Origin of the sequence: Erwinia sp. INIA01, assembly GCF_025947915.1 — a bacterium.
GTDB classification, from domain to species: Bacteria; Pseudomonadota; Gammaproteobacteria; order Enterobacterales; family Enterobacteriaceae; genus Erwinia; species Erwinia coffeiphila.
This window is the reverse complement of sequence record NZ_JAPDNC010000004.1, coordinates 278577-295893: the sequence shown is the minus strand read 5'-3', so window position 1 is coordinate 295893 and position 17317 is coordinate 278577. Positions and strand designations below refer to the sequence as shown.

The 17317-nt window shown below is 52.7% G+C and carries 12 protein-coding genes; 6 read left to right on the top strand and 6 right to left on the bottom strand.

The genetic code is table 11. From position 1 onward, the window contains the following. Positions 1–5: 5 nt before the first annotated feature. A complete protein-coding gene (gene trxB / locus OMR58_RS09410; protein WP_200561458.1) occupies positions 6–974 on the bottom strand; it encodes a thioredoxin-disulfide reductase in 969 nt (322 codons plus the stop codon). A gap of 524 nt (positions 975–1498) precedes the next feature. On the opposite strand from trxB, the gene lrp reads away from it, so the two are divergent. The 6 genes from lrp (at position 1499) to OMR58_RS09380 (ending at position 10668) form a co-directional block, all read left to right on the top strand. Further along, the gene (lrp, locus tag OMR58_RS09405; RefSeq protein WP_006118610.1) at positions 1499–1993 is read left to right on the top strand and encodes a leucine-responsive transcriptional regulator Lrp; all 495 of its coding nucleotides are present in this window, start codon (positions 1499–1501) and stop codon (positions 1991–1993) included. Positions 1994–2113: 120 nt separating this feature from the next. Beyond that, positions 2114–5791, top strand: a complete 3678-nt coding sequence (locus OMR58_RS09400) for a DNA translocase FtsK 4TM domain-containing protein (protein ID WP_264545772.1) — start codon at positions 2114–2116, stop codon at positions 5789–5791. Between the two features lie 65 nt (positions 5792–5856). After that, the gene (gene lolA / locus OMR58_RS09395; RefSeq protein WP_105593456.1) at positions 5857–6468 is read left to right on the top strand and encodes an outer membrane lipoprotein chaperone LolA; all 612 of its coding nucleotides are present in this window, start codon (positions 5857–5859) and stop codon (positions 6466–6468) included. Between the two features lie 7 nt (positions 6469–6475). Next, a complete protein-coding gene (locus OMR58_RS09390) occupies positions 6476–7819 on the top strand; it encodes a replication-associated recombination protein A (RefSeq protein WP_105593455.1) in 1344 nt (447 codons plus the stop codon). A 96-nt stretch (positions 7820–7915) separates the two neighbouring features. Then, the gene (serS, locus tag OMR58_RS09385; RefSeq protein ID WP_264545771.1) at positions 7916–9208 is read left to right on the top strand and encodes a serine--tRNA ligase; all 1293 of its coding nucleotides are present in this window, start codon (positions 7916–7918) and stop codon (positions 9206–9208) included. A gap of 302 nt (positions 9209–9510) precedes the next feature. Beyond that, positions 9511–10668, top strand: coding sequence for an MFS transporter (locus OMR58_RS09380; protein ID WP_200561452.1), 1158 nt, complete (start codon positions 9511–9513; stop codon positions 10666–10668). A 137-nt stretch (positions 10669–10805) separates the two neighbouring features. Here the strand turns inward: OMR58_RS09380 and pflA are convergent, their stop codons facing one another. The 5 genes from pflA to OMR58_RS09355 form a co-directional block, all read right to left on the bottom strand. Next, positions 10806–11546, bottom strand: coding sequence for a pyruvate formate lyase 1-activating protein (gene pflA / locus OMR58_RS09375; protein WP_105593452.1), 741 nt, complete (start codon positions 11544–11546; stop codon positions 10806–10808). Between the two features lie 134 nt (positions 11547–11680). After that, on the bottom strand, positions 11681–13963 hold the full coding sequence (gene pflB / locus OMR58_RS09370; RefSeq protein WP_200561449.1) for a formate C-acetyltransferase: 2283 nt from the start codon (positions 13961–13963) through the stop codon (positions 11681–11683). A 90-nt stretch (positions 13964–14053) separates the two neighbouring features. Next, positions 14054–14911 (bottom strand): formate transporter FocA, encoded by an 858-nt coding sequence (focA, locus tag OMR58_RS09365; protein WP_200545772.1) that lies wholly within the window; start codon positions 14909–14911, stop codon positions 14054–14056. Positions 14912–15267: 356 nt separating this feature from the next. After that, positions 15268–17025: a 30S ribosomal protein S12 methylthiotransferase accessory factor YcaO gene (ycaO, locus tag OMR58_RS09360; protein WP_200545773.1), complete on the bottom strand. Its 1758-nt coding sequence runs from the start codon at positions 17023–17025 to the stop codon at positions 15268–15270. Beyond that, positions 17022–17201: a hypothetical protein gene (locus OMR58_RS09355; RefSeq protein ID WP_146114143.1), complete on the bottom strand. Its 180-nt coding sequence runs from the start codon at positions 17199–17201 to the stop codon at positions 17022–17024. The genes ycaO and OMR58_RS09355 overlap by 4 nt, the downstream gene beginning before the upstream one ends. Positions 17202–17317 lie beyond the last annotated feature (116 nt).

Here is a 17317-nt window from a genome sequence, read left to right as displayed (position 1 = left end):
ACAACTTACTGATTATTTTTAACCAAACCGTCCAGATAACGCTCTGCATCAAGCGCAGCCATACAGCCGGTGCCCGCAGAAGTAATCGCCTGACGATAAATATGGTCCATCACGTCACCGGCAGCGAATACGCCGGGAATGCTGGTTTGCGTGGCGTTACCGTGGATACCGGACTGTACTTTGATATAGCCGTTTTCCAGCTCAAGCTGACCGTTGAAAATGCCGGTGTTCGGGCTGTGGCCGATAGCAACAAACAGGCCCGCCACTTCCAGAGTTTCGGTTTGCGTTTCATCATGAGTTGAACGCAGGCGCAGGGAGCTGACGCCCATCTGATCGCCGAGCACTTCATCCAGCGTGCGGTCGGTGTGCAGCACGATGTTGCCGTTCTTCACTTTTTCCATCAGCCGGTCAATCAGGATCTTTTCCGCGCGGAAGCTGTCACGACGGTGGATCAGATGCACCTCAGCGGCGATGTTTGCCAGGTAAAGCGCTTCTTCAACGGCTGTATTACCGCCACCGATAACGGCGACTTTCTGATTGCGATAGAAAAAGCCGTCGCAGGTTGCGCAGGCAGAAACGCCACGGCCCTTAAACTCATCTTCAGAAGGCAGGCCCAGATAACGCGCGGAGGCACCGGTAGCGATAATCAATGCGTCAGCGGTGTATTCGCCTTCATCACCGGTAAGACGGAACGGGCGATTCTGCAGATCTACGCTGTGGATATGGTCGAAAATGATCTCGGTGTTAAATTTCACCGCATGTTCGTGCATGCGTTCCATCAGCAGCGGGCCGGTCAGCTCGTTAGCGTCTCCCGGCCAGTTTTCAACGTCGGTCGTGGTAGTGAGCTGACCGCCTTTTTCCAGACCGGTAATCAGCACCGGATTCAGGTTGGCCCTGGCCGCATAAACGGCGGCAGTGTAACCAGCCGGACCCGAACCAAGAATCAGTAACTTACTGTGTTTAGCCGTACCCATGAGATCCTCATTAATTAACTGACGAGCATGATTGCGGATTGTAGGGAATTTAGCGGGGCAAAAAAAGCATTCTGCGATTTTGTTAACGATTAATGAAAAAGGCTAAACCAATCATCCTTATCTGAAGAGGGAAATCTGGGTGAAAATTCAGCGGTTGTTATCTTGTCATGGCACAAAGGGAGAAAAATTGTCATTGAAAAACAGAGAGCCAGCCTCTTATCTGGAATGTTGTACTGGTTTTGATTGTTTTACTTTGACAATCGGCTGCTGTTTTGCGAAAACATTATTGGAAGCGGAGAATATTTAAGAGAGCGCAGCGGCGTTTTTGCCTGTTTTGTGTTCATCGTCGAATAAACTCAGTCTGTCATTTGGAATGACGCATGGTGTGGACAGACAACATGCGTCATGCAGATGAGGCGTGCAATATCGCAGCAGGCTCTATGTCTTCACTTAGAACGACTCTGTAAACGACTCAGCGTGCAGGGTAGGCAGGTAAAGGGAAGGATTTAAGAGAGACAATAATAATGGTAGACAATAAAAAACGACCGGGTAAAGACCTTGACAGAATCGACCGCAACATCCTGAATGAATTACAGAAGGATGGGCGTATCTCTAACGTTGAACTATCCAAACGCGTGGGACTATCCCCAACGCCGTGTCTGGAGCGTGTGCGTCGCCTGGAACGCCAGGGCTTCATTCTTGGCTATACCGCGCAGCTGAATCCACACTATCTTGACGCTTCTCTGCTGGTTTTCGTTGAGATTACTCTGAATCGTGGCGCGCCAGACGTGTTTGAACAATTTAACGCCGCCGTGCAAAAACTTGAGGAAACTCAAGAGTGTCACCTCGTTTCCGGTGATTTCGACTATCTGTTGAAAACGCGCGTACCTGACATGTCCGCCTATCGCAAATTACTCGGCGAAACGCTGCTGCGCCTGCCGGGAGTGAACGATACGCGTACCTATGTAGTCATGGAAGAAGTGAAACAAAGTAACCGTTTAGTGATTAAGACCCGGTAACACAGGACAGGTGCAAAACCTGGTAGGTTTCGATACACTCCTGTGAATTCATACAGGTTCAGCGTCGGGTTAACCTCGACGCTGTTGCCTTCATAGTTTACAGGCACCTGGAGAGTACTCTTGAGCCAGGAATATACAGAAGATAAAGAAGTTTCGTTACAACCGCTAAGCAGTGGACGCCGTCTGCTGGAAGCGTTACTGATTATTGTTGCTCTTTTCGCCATCTATCTCATGGTTGCGCTGTTGAGCTTCAATGCATCCGATCCAAGCTGGTCGCAAACTGCCTGGCACGAGCCTATCCATAACCTCGGTGGTGGAGTGGGTGCGTGGCTTGCCGATACGCTGTTTTTCATCTTTGGCGTGATGGCATATGCAATTCCTCCCGTTATTTTAGGCCTGTGTTGGATCACCTTCCGTCAGCGTAGCTCCCAGGAATACATCGACTATTTTGCCGTTGCTTTACGGCTTATCGGCGTACTTGCGCTGGTGGTGACCTCCTGTGGCCTGGCTGCGCTAAATGCTGATGATATGGGGTACTTCGCTTCCGGTGGCGTGATTGGCAGTCTGTTAAGCAATGCCATGGCTCCGTGGGTGAACGGCCCGGCCGGAACTTTAATCCTGCTTTGCGTCTGGGCGGCAGGCCTTACGCTGTATACCGGCTGGTCCTGGTTGACCATCGCTGAGAAAATTGGCGCGGTGGTGATGGGCGTGTTGACGTTTGCCAGTAATCACTCCCGTGCGGATGAAAAGTGGCAGGAAGACGATGATTACGAGGAAGAGGATGCACCGGTCATCTCTCCACGGGCAACGCGTAAAGACGAGGGTGACGACGTTCTGTTGGCAAAACACGCTTTGCCGGATGCTGAGGACGACGAACACGATCCGCTGTTGGCTAAACCGCTGAAGGCAGCATCAGACGAATCCGCAGCACCTGCGGTTTCGGTGGCGGAAGTGGTTTCCGCAGGTCAGGCTGCGGCAGTCAGCGCTGTTGCATCGACGAACGCCTATGCTGCAGAAGCGACGAATACCGATGCTTTGCAGCATACCCCTTCGGCGCACCATGAACCTGTTGTCGCGCAGCCGCAGGCATCTGCTCTGTCGCAGCCGACTTCGCCTCCAGCACAGTCCGCTACACAACAGACTGCTCAACCGCCGGTCTATCGCTTCGAAGTTCCGCAGGAAGTGCAGACCCCGCCGCCGGTTGCACCGTCTTATCAGGATGAGGATGACGGCCCACAAATGGGGAACTGGCGTGAAGCTTCTTCCTCACCGTTTGAATTCTCACCGCAGTCGACCTCACATGCTGCTGCGACGATAGCGACAGCGGCAGGTGCCGGCGCTGCCGTTGTGCAGGCCTCAGATAACGCGATGCCGTTTATGCCTGGCCTCAGTGCGACCAGCGATGATGACGATAATCCGCAGGTGAAGCAGGGGATTGGCCCTGAACTGCCACGACCGAAACCGGTTAAACTCCCGACGCGGCGTGAACTGGCTTCCTATGGCATTAAGCTGCCTTCGCAGCGGATGGCCGAAGAAAAAGCCAGAGAAGAAGAACTGCGTCAGCAGCAGGAACAGCAGCAGGCCGCAGCCCGTTATGCTGTGCCACAACTGAGTGATGAACAGGATAACGAAGCCGAAGAGGCAAGCCTGCGCGCAGCATTCCTTGCTCAGCAGCAACAGCGCTATGGTGAAGCTCTTTCTCCTGAGGAAGAGGATCTGGTGCAGCAGGCCGCGCTGGCCAGCCAGTTTGCTGCACAGCAGCAACAGCGTTACGCGGCTGAAAGCGCACCGACGGCGCCGGCTGCGTCGTCCGCACCGTCTGCATCAGAACCTGCAGCTCCAACGTTTACTCTGGATACCTCTTCTGCATTCGATTTCTCACCAATGGACGATCTGGTGGATGACGGTCCTGCCGAGCCTCTGTTTATGCCATCGGCAGTCACAGAACCAGAGCACGTTGCGCCTCAGTGGCAACAACCGCCGGTAAGTACATATCAACAACCGCAGTCTTCAGTCAGCGCTCAGCAGCCTCAGGCTTTGGTTACTGCGCCACAGCAACAGTGGCGTGAAGAACCTGCTTCCCAGTGGCAGAAAGCGGAGCCAGAATCGCAGCGGCAGCCGGAGCCAGATAGCTGGCAGCCAGCACGGGAGCAAGCGGCCGATCCGGCACCCGCTTCAGCCTGGCGACCTGTGCCAGCCGCGCAGGCCGTTCAGCCACCGGCAACCGTTGAGCCTGTCGCAGCCGAACCGGATATGGACAGCCTGATCCATCCGTTCCTGGTTCGTCACGAGCAGCCGACATATAAGCCGACGACACCACTGCCTAGCCTCGATCTGTTAACCTCTCCGCCAACGGAAACCGAGCCGGTCGATCACTTTGCGCTTGAGCAGACCTCGCGTTTGATCGAAGCACGACTGGCCGATTATCGCGTTAAAGCGGAAGTCGTGGGTAACTCGCCAGGACCGGTAATCACGCGCTTTGAGCTGGATCTGGCACCTGGCGTGAAAGCGGCGCGAATTTCTAACCTTTCCCGCGATCTGGCCCGTTCCCTTTCTGCCGTCGCCGTGCGTGTGGTGGAAGTGATCCCGGGGCGGCCTTACGTTGGCCTGGAGTTGCCTAACCAGAAACGCCAGACGGTTTATCTGCGAGAAGTGCTGAACTGCCCGGCATTCCTGGACAACCCGTCGCCGCTGTCTATCGTTCTCGGTAAGGATATTTCCGGCGAGCCGGTGGTGGCCGATCTGGGTAAAATGCCTCACCTGCTGGTTGCCGGTACAACCGGTTCCGGTAAGTCTGTGGGCGTTAACGCGATGATCCTCAGCATCCTGTATAAAGCCACGCCGAAAGAAGTGCGCTTTATCATGATCGACCCGAAAATGCTTGAACTGTCGGTCTACGAAGGTATCCCGCATCTGCTAACCGATGTGGTTACGGATATGAAAGATGCGGCAAATGCCCTGCGCTGGTGTGTGGTTGAGATGGAACGTCGTTACAAGCTGATGTCGGCGCTGGGCGTGCGTAACATTGCTGGCTACAACGAAAAAGTCGATTTGGCAGAAGAGATGGGGCGCCCGATTCCCGATCCGTTCTGGAAGCCAACCGACAGTATGGACATGACGCCACCGGTGCTGGAGAAAGAGCCTTACATCGTGGTGATGGTCGATGAATTTGCCGACCTGATTATGACCGTAGGTAAAAAGGTGGAGGAGTTGATCGCTCGCCTGGCGCAGAAAGCCCGTGCCGCCGGTATTCACCTGGTACTGGCGACTCAGCGTCCCTCGGTGGATGTGATCACCGGTCTGATCAAGGCGAATATTCCAACCCGTATCGCCTTTACCGTATCGAGTAAAATTGACTCGCGCACGATCCTCGATCAGGGCGGCGCGGAGTCGTTGCTGGGTATGGGCGATATGCTTTATCTGGCCCCGAACTCATCAATCCCTGTCCGTGTGCACGGTGCTTTTGTTCGCGATCAGGAAGTTCACGCGGTGGTGAAAGACTGGAAAGCGCGCGAGCGGCCAAAATATAAAGAAGGTATTCTCAGCGGCGGCGATGATGGTGAATCCGCAGGCGGCGGCATGGAAGGGGATGAAGAACTCGACCAGCTGTTTGACCAGGCCGTTGCCTTCGTGGTGGATAAGCGCCGCGCCTCAATTTCCGGGGTGCAGCGTCAGTTCCGTATCGGCTATAACCGCGCCGCGCGCATCATCGAACAGATGGAAGCGCAGGGCATTGTGTCATCGCCAGGTCACAACGGGAACCGTGAAGTACTGGCACCGCCACCGCATGAAATGTGATGGTTGTTTAGTTAATCAATGCTTTATTTTGAGCGTGATATCAAAGCGTTATTAAGGATGCCGTAATGAAAAAATTTGTAATCTCATGCTGTCTGCTGGCGGCCTTTACCTCGGCCAGCGTGCTGGCAGATGCCTCCAGCGAGCTGAAGCAGCGCCTGGATAAGGTAAAAAGCTTCCACGCCACGTTCAGTCAGAAAGTGACTGACGGCAGCGGCGCATCCGTTCAGGACGGCGAGGGGGAAATGTGGGTGCAACGGCCAAATCTGTTTAACTGGCATATGACGGCCCCCGATGAGAGCACGCTGATTTCCGATGGTAAAACGCTGTGGTTCTACAATCCTTTTGTTGAACAGGTTAGCGCCAGCTGGCTGAAAGACGCCACCGGCAACACGCCGTTTATGCTGATCGCCCGCAATCAGGCCAGCGACTGGAAGCAGTATAATATCGCGCAGAAAGGAGACAACTTCTCACTGACGCCGAAATCTATCGACGGCAATCTGAAGCAGTTTGATATCAACGTATCAACCAACGGTACGATCAACCAGTTCAGCGCAGTAGAACAGGACGGCCAGCGCAGTAGCTATGCGCTGAAAAGTCAGCAGAACGGGGCTATCTCCGCTGATAAGTTCACCTTCACGCCACCAAAAGGCGTAACCCTGGACGATCAGCGTCAGTGAGGTTCGCGTGAGTAACCTGTCTCTCGATTTTTCCCGTAACGAATTTCAGCCTCTGGCCGCGCGCATGCGGCCACGCAATCTGAATGAATATATTGGTCAACAGCATTTGCTGGCGGTGGGTAAACCACTGCCGCGTGCCATTGAGGCCGGTCATCTTCATTCGATGATTTTATGGGGACCGCCGGGGACAGGAAAAACTACGCTGGCTGAGATTATCGGTCACTACGGCCAGGCGGATGTTGAACGTATTTCCGCCGTGACATCCGGCGTGAAAGAGATACGCGAAGCTATCGAACGCGCCAGACAGAGTCGTAATGCGGGCCGCCGTACCATCCTGTTTGTCGATGAGGTGCATCGCTTCAATAAAAGCCAGCAGGATGCCTTCCTGCCGCATATTGAGGACGGCACCATTACTTTTATCGGTGCGACAACTGAGAACCCCTCGTTTGAACTCAATTCGGCACTGCTTTCGCGTGCCCGCGTCTATCTGCTTAAATCGTTAACCAGCGATGATATCGCCGCTGTGCTCGATCAGGCGATGCATGATGCTGAACGTGGCTTCGGCAAAGACAACGTCATTTTGCCGGATAATACCCGCAGTATGATTGCCGAACTGGTTAATGGCGACGCCCGCCGGGCGCTTAATACCTTGGAAATGATGGCGGATATGGCCGAGGTTAACGCAGAGGGCAAGCGTGAACTGACGCCGCAGTTGCTTAACGAAGTTTCAGGGGAACGCAGCGCCCGCTTCGATAACAAGGGCGACCGTTTTTACGATCTGATCTCTGCACTGCATAAGTCCGTGCGCGGTTCCGCACCAGATGCGGCGCTGTACTGGTATGCAAGAATTATTACCGCGGGTGGCGATCCGCTGTATGTTGCTCGCCGGCTGCTGGCAATTGCTTCTGAGGACGTCGGCAATGCTGACCCGCGCGGAATGCAGGTGGCTATTGCCGCCTGGGACTGCTTTACCCGGGTTGGCCCGGCTGAGGGTGAACGTGCGATTGCCCAGGCGATTGTCTATCTGGCCTGTGCACCGAAAAGCAATGCCGTTTACACTGCGTTCAAAGCGGCCATGCGCGATGCACGTGAAAATCCGGATTACGACGTGCCTGAACATTTGCGCAATGCACCAACGAAGCTGATGAAGGAAATGGGGCTGGGAGCAGAGTATCGCTACGCCCATGATGAACCGAACGCCTACGCGGCCGGTGAGGACTATTTCCCCCCGCAGATGGCGCAGACGCGCTACTATCAGCCAACATCTCGCGGGCTGGAGGGCAAAATCGGTGAAAAGCTCACCTGGCTTGCCGCTCAGGATCAAAATAGCCCGACAAAACGCTACCGCTGACCGGGGCGTTGCGGTAAGGTTACCTGCGAATTCAACGCATTCACTATGGTGAATGCGCCTTTTCTTTAATTCCATCACAACAAGCACAGGACAAGCATGCTCGATCCCAATCTGCTGCGTAATGAGCCAGACGCAGTCGCTGAAAAACTGGCACGCCGGGGTTATAAACTGGACGTTGACACGCTGCGCGCTCACGAAGAGCGTCGTAAAGTGTTGCAGGTAGAAACTGAAAATCTGCAGGCAGAGCGTAACTCGCGATCCAAATCCATCGGGCAGGCCAAAGCACGTGGGGAAGACATCGAACCGTTGCGTCAGGAAGTGAATGACCTGGGCGAACGCCTGGATGCAGCTAAAGCAGAGCTGGACGCACTGCAAAACGATATTCGTGACTTCTCACTGGCTATTCCTAATCTGCCTGATGATGTGGTTCCGCTGGGTAAAGACGACACTGAAAACCTGGAAATCAGCCGCTGGGGTGAACCGCGTAAGTTTGATTTTGCGGTGCGCGACCACGTAGAGCTGGGTGAAATGGCCGTAGGCCTGGATTTTGCCGCGGCGGTTAAGCTGACCGGTTCACGTTTTATCGTGATGAAAGGGCAAATTGCGCTGATGCATCGTGCGCTGAGCCAGTTTATGCTCGATCTGCACACAGAACAGCACGGCTATCAGGAAACCTACGTTCCTTATCTGGTGAACCACGCCAGCCTGTATGGTACGGGCCAGCTGCCTAAGTTTGGTGAAGATCTGTTCCATACCCGTCCGCTGGAAGAAGAAGCGTCCAGCAGCAATTATGCGCTGATCCCAACTTCAGAAGTCCCGCTGACCAACCTGGTTCGCGATGAGATTCTGGAAGAAGAGTCGCTGCCGCTGAAAATGACCGCGCATACGCCATGCTTCCGCTCCGAAGCCGGAGCCTATGGGCGCGATACCCGTGGCCTGATTCGTATGCACCAGTTCGATAAAGTCGAAATGGTACATATTACTCGTCCTGAAGATTCCATGGATGCGCTGGAAGAACTGGTCGGCCACGCGGAGAAAGTGCTGCAGTTGCTTAATCTGCCGTACCGTAAGGTGCTGCTGTGTACCGGTGATATGGGCTTTGGTTCAACCAAGACTTACGATCTGGAAGTCTGGCTGCCGGCGCAGGATACCTACCGTGAAATCTCTTCCTGTTCTAACATGGGTGATTTCCAGGCGCGTCGTATGCAGGCACGCTGCCGTACCAAGACTGAGAAAAAACCACGTCTGGTCCATACTCTGAACGGTTCCGGTCTGGCAGTGGGGCGTACTCTGGTTGCGGTGCTGGAAAACTACCAGCAGGCCGATGGTCGTATTGAAGTGCCGGAAGTGCTGCGTCCATATATGAAAGGCCTTGAATACATCGGCTAATAGCGATCGATATTCATGCTGAAAAGGCCGCCTGTGACATTACGTCTCAGGCGGTTTTTTTTCATTGTTATCAAGCAAAATTTGTTATGGATATTTTCGTTCTCTGCTGCTTAATTTGATGCAAATTCAATGAGATATTTTTTGCTGCTGTGCCGGTTTTAATTCTGCTAACTCCTTGTAGATAAAAAAATTAAATCATTTAGCAGCAAATCGTGCTGCGACTATTTTTTGGTGCTTTTACAAACCTTCCCGCAGTGGCATGATGCGCACAAAATCCTTCCTTATTCTGGTTTCTCACTACTATGTCCATCTGGTCGCGTCCTGTAATAGTGCTGCTTTGCGGTCTGCTGTTGCTGACGATTTCTATTGCTGCGCTGAATACTCTGGTTCCGCTGTGGCTGACACACGACGCGTTACCGACCTGGCAGATTGGTGTTGTCAGTTCCTCCTACTATTGCGGTAACCTGTTGGGTACGCTGATTGCCGGCTGGCTGATTAAGCGCCTGGGCTTTAACCGCAGCTATTATCTGGCTTCGCTGGTCTTTGCCCTTGCTACAGTTGCGCTGGGTCTGCAAAGCGGTTTCTGGATGTGGACCTTCTGGCGGTTTGTGGCTGGCGTTGGCTGTGCGCTGATTTGGGTGATTGTGGAGAGTGCGCTGCTGTGTAACGGCACTTTACGCAATCGTGGCCGACTGCTGGCGGCCTACATGATCGTTTATTATGTTGCAACCGTTGCCGGACAGCTGATGGTCAGCCGCGTATCCACCGAGCTGATGCAGGTACTGCCATGGGTAAGCGGTCTGATTCTGGCGGCCATTATGCCGCTGGTATTTACCCGAATTACGGCTTCTGCCTCAGAAGAGAGTGAGGAAGGTGCTTCTGGCCGTCTGTGGCCGATGCTGCGCCGTCGCAATGCTCGCTTAGGTATCAACGGCTGTATTATTTCCGGTATTGTGCTGGGCTCATTGTATGGCCTGATGCCGCTGTATCTGTCGCATCAGGGAATGACCGATTCCAGCGTGGGCTACTGGATGGCACTGCTGGTCAGCGCCGGTATTATCGGGCAGTGGCCAATCGGTCGCCTGGCGGATCGCTATGGGCGTCTGCTGGTGCTGAGAGTGCAGGTATTTGGCGTGATCCTCGGTGCGTTGGCCATGTTGGGTAATGCGGCGATGGGCCCGGCGCTATTTGTTCTTGGCTGTGCGGGTTTTACCCTGTATCCGGTCGCGATGTCCTGGGCCTGCGAAAAGGTCGCTCATCATGAACTGGTCGCGATGAACCAGGCGCTACTGCTCAGCTATACCGTTGGCAGCCTTGCCGGTCCGTCCATGACTTCAATGCTGATGCAGAATTATTCAGACCGTCTGCTGTTTGTGATGATTGCCGTGGTTGCGTTGATTTATCTTGCTATGCTGCTGCGCAAGGCAGACCACCATATCAATCCGGTGGCTCACGCCTGAGAAGAACGGGTGTAGTGAGCTGAGTCTTTAGCGACCGTTTTCATCGTTGAATGTGCTCAGGCGTTATTGAAGATGTGTGTAGTGTTGAATGGTTTACGGTAAAAGGGCGATCCTGCGGATCGCCCTTTTATTTTGGCTCAGTACATCACGTAGTGACCGTAGCTTTCCAGGATATGTTTAATCCGCTCCATGGTTTCCGCTTTCGGCGGGTGAACACCGTCCAGCTTGTATTCCTCACCCATCGCAACCCATTTGTGCTTGCCTAATTCGTGATAGGGCAGCATTTCAATTTTCTCTACGTTGCCCATATCGCGGGTAAACTCACCGAGGCGGTGGGCAGAATCATCATCATCCGTATAGCCGGGCACCACCACATAACGTATCCAGGTGCGAATTTTCCGCTTAGCCAGATAGCGGGCAAAATCCAGCGTGCGGTGGTTTGAAACGCCAACCAGCACCTGATGGATATCATCATTAATCTGCTTCAAATCGAGCATCACCAGGTCTGTAACGTCCAGAAGTTCATCAATGACCGGGTCGTAGCGCCGCACGAAACCATTGGTGTCGAGGCAGGTATTAATCCCTTCTTCCTTACAGGCGCGGAACCAGTCGCGGACGAATTCAGCCTGCAGGATAGCCTCGCCGCCGGAAGCGGTAACGCCGCCGCCGGATGCATTCATAAAGTGACGATAGGACACTACGTCCTTCATCAGTTCCTCGACCGTAATTTCTTTACCGCCGTGAGTATCCCATGTATCCCGGTTATGGCAGTAGAGGCAGCGCATCAGGCAGCCCTGGAAGAAGGTGATAAAACGAATGCCGGGACCATCAACGGTTCCGCAAGATTCAAATGAGTGAATACGTCCGATTACTGACATTGCGATGAATTCTCCACGTTGACGCAGTCTTAAGCTGCGTTAAGTCTGTTTTGACAGTGCCCTGCAAGATGAATAACAGGCCACTGGCGAAACCGACTTCTCACGGCGGCCCCCCGAAGAGGGCCGCAGGGTTATTACATGGTCTGCGTGAAGGTACGGGTAATCACGTCCTGCTGCTGTTCTTTGGTCAGCGAGTTAAAGCGAACGGCATAACCAGAAACACGGATGGTCAACTGCGGATATTTTTCCGGATCTTCCATCGCTTCCAGCAGCATCTCACGGTTCATCACGTTGACGTTAAGGTGCTGACCACCTTCGATGCTGGCTTCGTGGTGGAAGTATCCATCCATCAGGCCCGCAAGGTTGGTTTTACGCACGTCATCGTTTTTACCCAGCGCGTTTGGCACGATAGAGAAGGTATAGGAAATACCATCCTTAGCGTAAGCAAACGGCAGTTTGGCAACGGAGGTCAGAGAAGCAACGGCACCTTTCTGGTCGCGACCGTGCATTGGGTTAGCACCTGGTCCGAATGGTGCACCGGCGCGGCGTCCGTCCGGGGTATTACCTGTTTTCTTACCATATACCACGTTTGAGGTAATGGTCAGTACGGACTGAGTCGGTACGGCGTTACGGTAGGTGTGCAGTTTCTGAATTTTCTTCATGAAACGCTCAACCAGGTCGCAGGCAATATCATCAACGCGGGAGTCATTGTTACCGAACTGCGGATATTCACCTTCAATTTTAAAGTCAACCGCCAGGCCATCTTCATCACGAATGGTGGACACTTTGGCATACTTAATTGCTGAAAGTGAGTCAGCGGCAACCGACAGACCTGCGATACCGCATGCCATGGTGCGATAAACGTCACGATCGTGCAGCGCCATCAGTGAGGCTTCATAGCTGTATTTGTCATGCATATAGTGGATGACATTCAGCGCGGTGACATACTGTTTTGCCAGCCAGTCCATAAAGTGATCCATACGCGCCATCACTTTTTCGTAATCCAGCACCTCATCCATCATTGGTGCTTCTTTCGGACCTACCTGCATTTTCAGTTTTTCATCCACGCCGCCGTTAATTGCGTACAGCATGGTTTTCGCCAGGTTGGCACGGGCGCCGAAGAACTGCATCTGTTTGCCAACGATCATTGGGCTAACGCAGCAGGCGATAGCGTAGTCATCGTTGTTAAAGTCAGGGCGCATCAGATCGTCATTCTCATACTGCAGAGAAGAGGTGTCGATAGAGACTTTCGCCGCGAATTTTTTAAAGTTCAGAGGCAGTTTTTCAGACCACAGAATGGTCATGTTAGGCTCAGGTGACGGGCCCATGGTGTAGAGCGTATTCAGGAAGCGGAAGGTGTTTTTGGTCACCAGGGTACGGCCATCAACACCCATACCGGCCAGTGATTCCGTTGCCCAGATTGGGTCACCGGAGAACAGCTCATCGTATTCAGGGGTACGCAGGAAGCGTACCATACGCAGTTTCATCACCAGATGGTCAATCAGCTCCTGCGCTTCTTCTTCGGTAATTTTGCCGGCTTTCAGATCGCGGCTGATGTAGATGTCGAGGAAGGTCGACACGCGACCGAAGGACATCGCTGCGCCGTTCTGCGATTTCACCGCAGCAAGGTAACCAAAATAGGTCCACTGCACGGCTTCCTGAGCGGTTGTTGCCGGGCCAGAGATATCAAAGCCGTGTTTTGCCGCCATTTCTTTAATCTGCTGCAGCGCACGATGCTGGTCAGCAATTTCTTCACGCAGACGGATGGTGGCTTCCAGATTGACGCCATTTTCCATATCGCTCTGCAAAGAAGCGAACTGGGCAAACTTGTCTTTCATCAGGAAATCGATGCCGTACAGCGCAACGCGACGGTAGTCACCGATGATACGACCACGGCCATAGGCATCCGGCAGGCCGGTCAGCACGCCTGACTTACGGCAACGCAGGATATCCGGGGTGTAAACATCAAACACGCCCTGGTTGTGGGTTTTACGATACTCGGTAAAGATTTTTTTCAGTGATGGATCGAGTTCACGGCCATATACCTTACATGAACCCTCCACCATTTTGATGCCGCCGAACGGGATCAGCGCACGTTTTAATGGGGCTTCGGTTTGCAGGCCAACAATCTTTTCAAGGTCTTTTTCGATGTAGCCTGCATCATGGGAGGTAATGGTTGACGCAAGGTCGGTATCAAAATCAACCGGCGCATGGGTTTTGTTTTCCAGCTTGATGCCTTCCATGACCTTATCCCACAGGGTGGTGGTCGCCTGGGTGGCACCGGCCAGGAATGACTCATCGCCTTCATACGGAGTGTAGTTTTTCTGGATGAAGTCGCGAACGTTAACGCTGTTCTGCCATTCACCTTCCGCAAAACTGTCCCAGGCTTTAGCCATGTCTTTATTTAGCTCGGTCATGTGATACCTACCTTTATAACGTGAAGTTCGTTGTACGTTACCGTCAGACGGTGTTCGGTCTGCGGCTGTATAAGATTCTGTTACAGAGACTCAGTGGTGATCGCCGTCGCGCAGATAGATCACCCAGTACGTTAACCCTACCAGCAGGCCGCCACCGATAATGTTGCCGAGGGTAACGGGGATCAGGTTGTCAGTAACAAAGTTGCTGACGGTAAGGTGTGAAAACTGTTGGGCTGTTGCCCCGGTTGCCTGCCAGAACTCCGGCGAAGCGAAATCTTTGATGACAATGGCCATGGGAATAAGAAACATATTGGCGATGCTGTGCTCGAAACCGCTGGCCACAAACATGGCAACCGGCAGAACCATAGCAAACATTTTATCCATCAGGCTGCGGCCGGAATAACTCATCCATACCGCCATACACACCATCAGGTTAGCCAAAATACCCAGACATACTGCTTCTATAAAGGTGTGGTGCATTTTATGGTCAGCGGTCTGAAGGACGTTCAACCCCCATGCGCCATCGGCTGTCATGTACTGTCCTGCGAACCAGATCAGGGCGACGAAGAAAACGGCACCGATAAAATTACCTACGTAAACGTTGATCCAGTTACGTGCCAGTTGGCCCCAGGTGATCCTGCCGCTGGCTTTGGCCACTACGATGAGAACGGTAGAGGTGAAAAGGTCGGCACCGCAAACAACAACTAACATCAAGCCCAGTGAAAAGCAGATACCTCCAACCAGTTTTGCCAGCCCCCAGGGTATGGTGCCGGTACCGGTGGTTGCCGTGATGTAAAAAGCGAAGGCGATAGAGATAAATACGCCCGCGTTAATTGCCAGAAAGAAGGTGGTGAACGGTTTTTTTGTCGCTTTGTAGACGCCAGCGTCTTCAGCAACTTTGGCCATTTCAGCAGGTAGTAATAGATCAAAGAGGTTGCCAGCTTTCACACTAACGTTCTCCAAAAATTAGTCAGCAAGGAAAGTCTAACAAACGAGTATAGAAGGGAAATTGACATGGATCATAGTGGCCTGGCAATTCAGCCATTCCGATCGTAATCAGAGGGTTGGTTTCGTTGTATGTTGATGATAAATATCAAATAAAACTTTTTTAATATTTAAAAAAATAATTTAATTATTATTTTCAGACGCCATGGAAAGGTAAAAAAATGGCGGTGATTAATTCTAATTTGTGAAAAATAAAAAGGTAACAGCTATTAACTGTTACCTTTTTTTAACTTATCGCCTGCGCTACATTTTCAGAAAGAAATTACCCGCATCTGACGTTATTAGGTAAGGTTGCTGAGTTATTTCCAGTAACGGCGTTTTGCCGCCTGTAATTTCTCATAAGCTGCCAGCAGCGACTGGTGTGCAGGGAATGCCAGCAGATCGCTATCTACATTTTGCAAACCGTAGAATGGCGCTTCACCGCTAATCGCTGCAGAAGCGTTATCGACGGCTTCCTGGCCGTACATGCGCACGAATGCTGTATGGTACTGCAGCGGATCGCGTTCATCTTCCTGGCTCAACAGCAGCAGGGTCTGCAGGCAACGGTAGTAGTTTGCACGCGCCGGGCTGAATACAGACTGGTTGAATTCCATCGTCCACTCGGTCCAGATCAGCGCCTGATCGAGGTCGCCACCAGCCATGGCCAGCATGGCCTTCAGTTCACCGATACGCAGGGTGTACCAGCCGTTATCTTTACCAGTTGCCAGACCCAGCAGCTCACGTACGCGGGTAAAGTCGTCGTGTCCGTCTTCATCCAGCTGTTCCAGCAGCGCCAGGTAGTCTTCTTTTTCCCAACTGCTGTCAGGCAGATTGAGCAGGGTATCGCGCAGGTAGGCACCCATGCTGTTATTGGCCAGCAGCAGGTCTTCTGCCGGATAAATGTCTGACATGCCCGGAACGATGATTCGGCAGGCATAAACATCCAGATGCTGATAATCGGCAATATAAACTTCCTGGCCTTCCGCATCGAAGATTGCCATCAGAGTGGCGAACTCTTCTTCCGTTGTCCCCTTGAAGCTCCAGTCAGCGAACGGATAGTCGGCATCGTCTTTAAACAGGTCCCAGGAGATCAGACCGCTGGAATCGATAAAGTGGGTTTCAAGGTTAGCGTGTTCGGCCACTTCTTCATCATCAAAGGTCGGTGGCGTAAAGACATCAAGGTCCTTCAGGCCGCGTCCCTGCAGCAGTTCGGTAACAGTACGTTCCAACGCTACGCCAAAATCAGGATGCGCGCCGAATGAGGCGAAGCAGGTGCCATTTTCCGGGTTAAACAGCACCACGCAGATCACCGGGTATTTTCCGCCCAGAGAAGCGTCGTAGGAGAAGATAGGGAAACCTTCGGCTTCAAGACGATCGATGGCTTCAACCACGCCAGGATAGCGGTTCAGCACATCCTGCGGAATCGCCGGCAGGCTGATGGACTCAGCAATAATACGATTCTTAATATAGCGCTCAAAGACTTCAGACAGACCCTGTACGCGGGCTTCGTTAGCGGTGTTGCCCGCTGACATACCGTTGGATACATACAGGTTGCCGATGATATTCATCGGAATATAGACCGTCTGCTGGTCTGACTGGCGCGTAAACGGCAGACCAACAATACCGCGATCGGCATTACCGGACTGAAGGTCGATAAGATCGCTGGCGCTCAGCTCATTTTCCGGATCGTAAAACTTACGCAGGCGCGCGTCGAGAATACCTTCAGGCAACTGGTCATCTTCTGGCAGCGGGAACCACTTTTCATTGGGATAATGAACGAAATCGCCGTTGGCAATCTGCTTACCCAGCCAGAAATCGGCAAAGAAATAGTTGGTAGAAAGGCGTTCAAAGTATTCACCCAGTGCGGAAGCCAGCGCAGCCTTCTTGCTGGCGCCTTTACCGTTGGTGAAGCACAGTGGGCAGTCGCGATCGCGAATATGCACTGACCAGACATTGGGAACCGGATTCAGCCAGGACGCTTCTTCAATATTGAAGCCCAGATCCTGTAGTTTTTGCTGAAAGCGCGCGATGGAATCTTCCAACGCGGCGTCTTTGCCTGGAATATAAGTTTGAGTCATTTTGCCCACTCGTTATTGATTGTGCGGAAAGCGCGCAATGATACGGGTTTTCCGCTGGAATCGCCATCAGGCAACCTAAAATTCATCTGCTGAAGAATGCCATATTCCGCCGAAACAGTAACAGAGGCGTTTACAACGGTGGAAAACGCCTCACAAAATATCGTTTGCTGTTTCATTTCCCCTACAAGCTGTTGCGGCCGTGGCCTGAAAACTGGTCGGTTGACCGGATAAATCATTGCAGCATTGGGGTGGCAATGATAAAACCGATAAAGGAATCAAAACCGATTGATCT